This window comes from Phenylobacterium sp., from assembly GCF_004799395.1.
GTDB lineage: Bacteria > Pseudomonadota > Alphaproteobacteria > Caulobacterales > Caulobacteraceae > Phenylobacterium.
Genome location: NZ_SSMZ01000228.1, coordinates 1 through 3198, shown reverse-complemented (window position 1 = coordinate 3198; position 3198 = coordinate 1). Strand labels below are relative to the sequence as shown.

At 65.9% G+C, this 3198-nt stretch carries 4 protein-coding genes; all 4 read right to left on the bottom strand.

The features are described 5' to 3' along the window. A partial coding sequence (gene uppS / locus E8A12_RS14415) for a polyprenyl diphosphate synthase (RefSeq protein ID WP_293369952.1) occupies positions 1-695 on the bottom strand: 695 nt, incomplete at its 3' end. A 138-nt stretch (positions 696-833) separates the two neighbouring features. Beyond that, complete coding sequence (frr, locus tag E8A12_RS14410; RefSeq protein WP_293369950.1) at positions 834-1400, bottom strand: ribosome recycling factor; 567 nt, start codon at positions 1398-1400, stop codon at positions 834-836. Between the two features lie 36 nt (positions 1401-1436). After that, entirely contained in the window at positions 1437-2156 is a 720-nt protein-coding gene (pyrH, locus tag E8A12_RS14405; RefSeq protein WP_293369948.1) for a UMP kinase, read from the bottom strand. Positions 2157-2255: 99 nt separating this feature from the next. Continuing rightward, complete coding sequence (tsf, locus tag E8A12_RS14400; protein ID WP_293369946.1) at positions 2256-3197, bottom strand: translation elongation factor Ts; 942 nt, start codon at positions 3195-3197, stop codon at positions 2256-2258. Between the last annotated feature and the right edge of the window lies 1 nt (position 3198).

Here is a 3198-nt window from a genome sequence, read left to right as displayed (position 1 = left end):
TAGCCTGTGGCAAGGACGTCATCGGCCACGACGGCGCCGTACCGGCGATCCCGGGTGTGAAACTCGGCGATGGCCGCCTTCAGGTGCTCGGGCGAATAGTCCGGCCACAGCACGTCCTGGAACACGAACTCCGCGTAGGCCGCTTCCCACAGGACGAAATTGGAAAGCCGTTGTTCCCCCGAGGGTCGCACGATCAGGTCGGGCGGCGGCAGCTCGGAGGTCGACAGATACTGGGCGAACCTGGCTTCGCTCATGTCGGCGATCTTGGCGCGGCCGGCGGCCACATCCTCGGCGAATCGCCGGGCGGCGTCGGCGATGTCGGCCTGACCGCCATAGTTGAAGGCGATGGTGAGGAAGAGCTTCTTGTTGTGCGCCGTGCGCGCCTCAGCCTCGCGGCAGATCTTCACCAGGTCGCGCGACAGGCCCTCTTCGCGGCCGATCACGCGGACCCGCACGCCTTCGCGCTCCAGTCGCGGCAGGTCGCTGCGGAAATAGCGCTGCGGCAGGGCCATCAACTCGGCGACTTCGGCCACCGGGCGGCTCCAGTTCTCGGTGGAGAAGCCGAACACCGTCAGCCAGCGGATGCCAAGGTCCTGGGCCGACTGGACGATCCGCTTCAGCGCATCGGCGCCGGCCTGGTGGCCCACCGTGCGGGGCAAGCCGCGGCGTTTCGCCCAGCGCCCGTTGCCATCCATGACAATGGCCACGTGCAGTTGCGCCTGATCCCCCAAATCGGGATCGGACGCACCGGCGGGCGGCGTGTTCTCTTGGACGGCCATGGAAGTGGAACGGGTCCTTACGGCTTTCGGCTGCGCTTTCCGCCGAAACTAGGGCTAAACGTGCATGATCTCTTGTTCTTTGGTTTTCAAGGCTTCGTCCACGCGCTTGATCGCCTCATCCGTGAGCTTCTGAATTTCGCTCTCCAGCCGCTTTTCCTCGTCCTGGCTGATGACGTGGGCCTTCTCGGCGGCGCGAAGATCTTCGTTGGCGTCTCGGCGCACATTTCGCACCGCGATCCGCTGCTGCTCGGCGTATTTGCCGGCGACCTTCACCAGGTCCTTGCGGCGCTCCTCGGTGAGCGGCGGGATCGGGATGCGCAGGTTCTGGCCATCCGTGACCGGATTGAGCCCGAGGCCCGCGGAGCGGATCGCTTTCTCCACCGAGATCACCAACGCCTTGTCCCAGACGCTGACACTGATCATCCGCGGCTCCGGCACGGAAACCGCGCCCACCTGGTTGATCGGCATGGCTGAGCCGTAGGCCTCGACGGTGATCTGGTCGAGAAGGCTCGCCGAGGCGCGGCCGGTGCGGAGGCTGGCGAATTCCTCCTTCAAGGCGGAGACCGCCTTGTCCATGCGGTCGCGGTATTTCGACAGCACGGGCTTTTCCACGGTGGCCATGATGTTCGCTCCCTTCGTCTCGATCCCAAGGCGCTTCTAGGCGATCGTCGTGTAGACGCCCTCACCCTTCAGCACCTTCAGGAGATTGCCCCGTTCGCGGATCGAGAAGACCACGATGGGGATGTGATTGTCGCGCATCAGGCTGACCGCGGAGGTGTCCATGACGCGCAGGTCCTTGGACAGGACCTCCTTGTAGCTCAGCGTCTCGTAGCGTTTGGCGTCGGCGTCCTTCTTGGGGTCGGCGGTGTAGACGCCGTCGACGCTGGTGCCCTTGAGCAGGGCGTCGCAGCCCATCTCGGCCGCGCGCAACGCCGCGGGCGTGTCGGTGGTGAAGAACGGCGCTCCCAGGCCCGCGGCGAAGATCACGACCCTGCCCTTTTCCAGGTGCCGCAGCGCACGGCGGCGAATGTAGGGCTCACAGACCGTCTCCATCGGAATCGCCGACTGGACGCGGGTGTAGACGCCGATCTTTTCCAGACTGGCCTGCAGGGCGAGCGCGTTCATCACCGTGGCCAGCATGCCGACATAGTCGGCGCTGGCGCGCTCCATGCCGCTTTCGGCCAGAGCCGCGCCGCGGAAGATGTTGCCGCCGCCGACGACCATGCAGATCTGCACGCCGGCCTGGACCACCTGAGCGATGTCTTCGCAGACCGCCTGTAGGGTCTTGGGATCTATGCCGAAGCCTTCGCCGCCGACGCCCGCCTCTCCCGACAGTTTCAGGAGGATGCGTTTGTAGCGCGGCTGGCCGTCCGGCATGGGCGAGGTCCCGATCCCTTGATCTCTAACGCAACATACACTGAGGGCGCGGCGCGTCGAACGCACCGCGCCCCCAAAGGTCTTGAGTCGGCGGAGAGCTTAGCTCTGGCCGGCCATAGCCGCCACTTCCGAAGCGAAGTCAGGGCCTTCGGGGCCCTTGTCGACGCCTTCGCCGAGGGCGAAGCGGACGAAGCCCTTGAGCGCGACGGGTGCGCCCACGGTCTTGGCCGTTTCCGCGACCAGCTGTTCGATGGTCTGATCCGGATTCATCACGAAGGGCTGCTTCAGGAGCACCACCTCTTCCTGCCACTTGCGGATCCGGCCCTCGATCATCTTCTCGACCACGCCGATGGGCTTGCCGCTTTCCAGCGCCTGCTCGGTCAGGAACTTCTTTTCCTTCTCGACGGCCGCCGGATCCAGATCGTCGGTCGACAGCGCGAGCGGCGGCATCGGAGTGCCGGCGACATGCATGGCGATCTTGCGGCCGACCTCTTTAAGCGCGGCCTGGTCGCCGGCGCTTTCCAGAGCCACGATCACGCCCAGGCGGCCGACCCCGTCGCCCTGCGCATTGTGCAGGTAGAGGCAGACAGCGCCCTCGCCCACAGTCAGACGGTCCGAACGCCGCAGGCGCATGTTCTCGCCGATCGTGGCGATCATGTTTGTGACCATGTCCGACACCGACTGGCCGCCGGACGCCTTGGCCGCGGAGATGGCGTCGACGCCATCCACCGTCAGGGCGACCTCGGCGATGTCCCGCGCGGCGGCCTGGAACGTGTCGTTCTTGCCGACGAAATCGGTCTCGGCGTTGAGCTCGATCAGCGCGCCGGTCTTACCGTCGGCGCTCACCTTGCCGGCCACCAGGCCCTCGGCCGCAGCGCGGCCCGACTTCTTCTCGGCCTTCGACAGGCCCTTCTTGCGCAGCAGCTCCATGGCGGCTTCCATGTCGCCGCCGGTTTCCTGCAGGGCGTTCTTGCAGTCCATCATGCCAACGCCAGACTTTTCGCGCAGGTCCTTGACCAGCGCAGCGGTGATCTCCGCCATG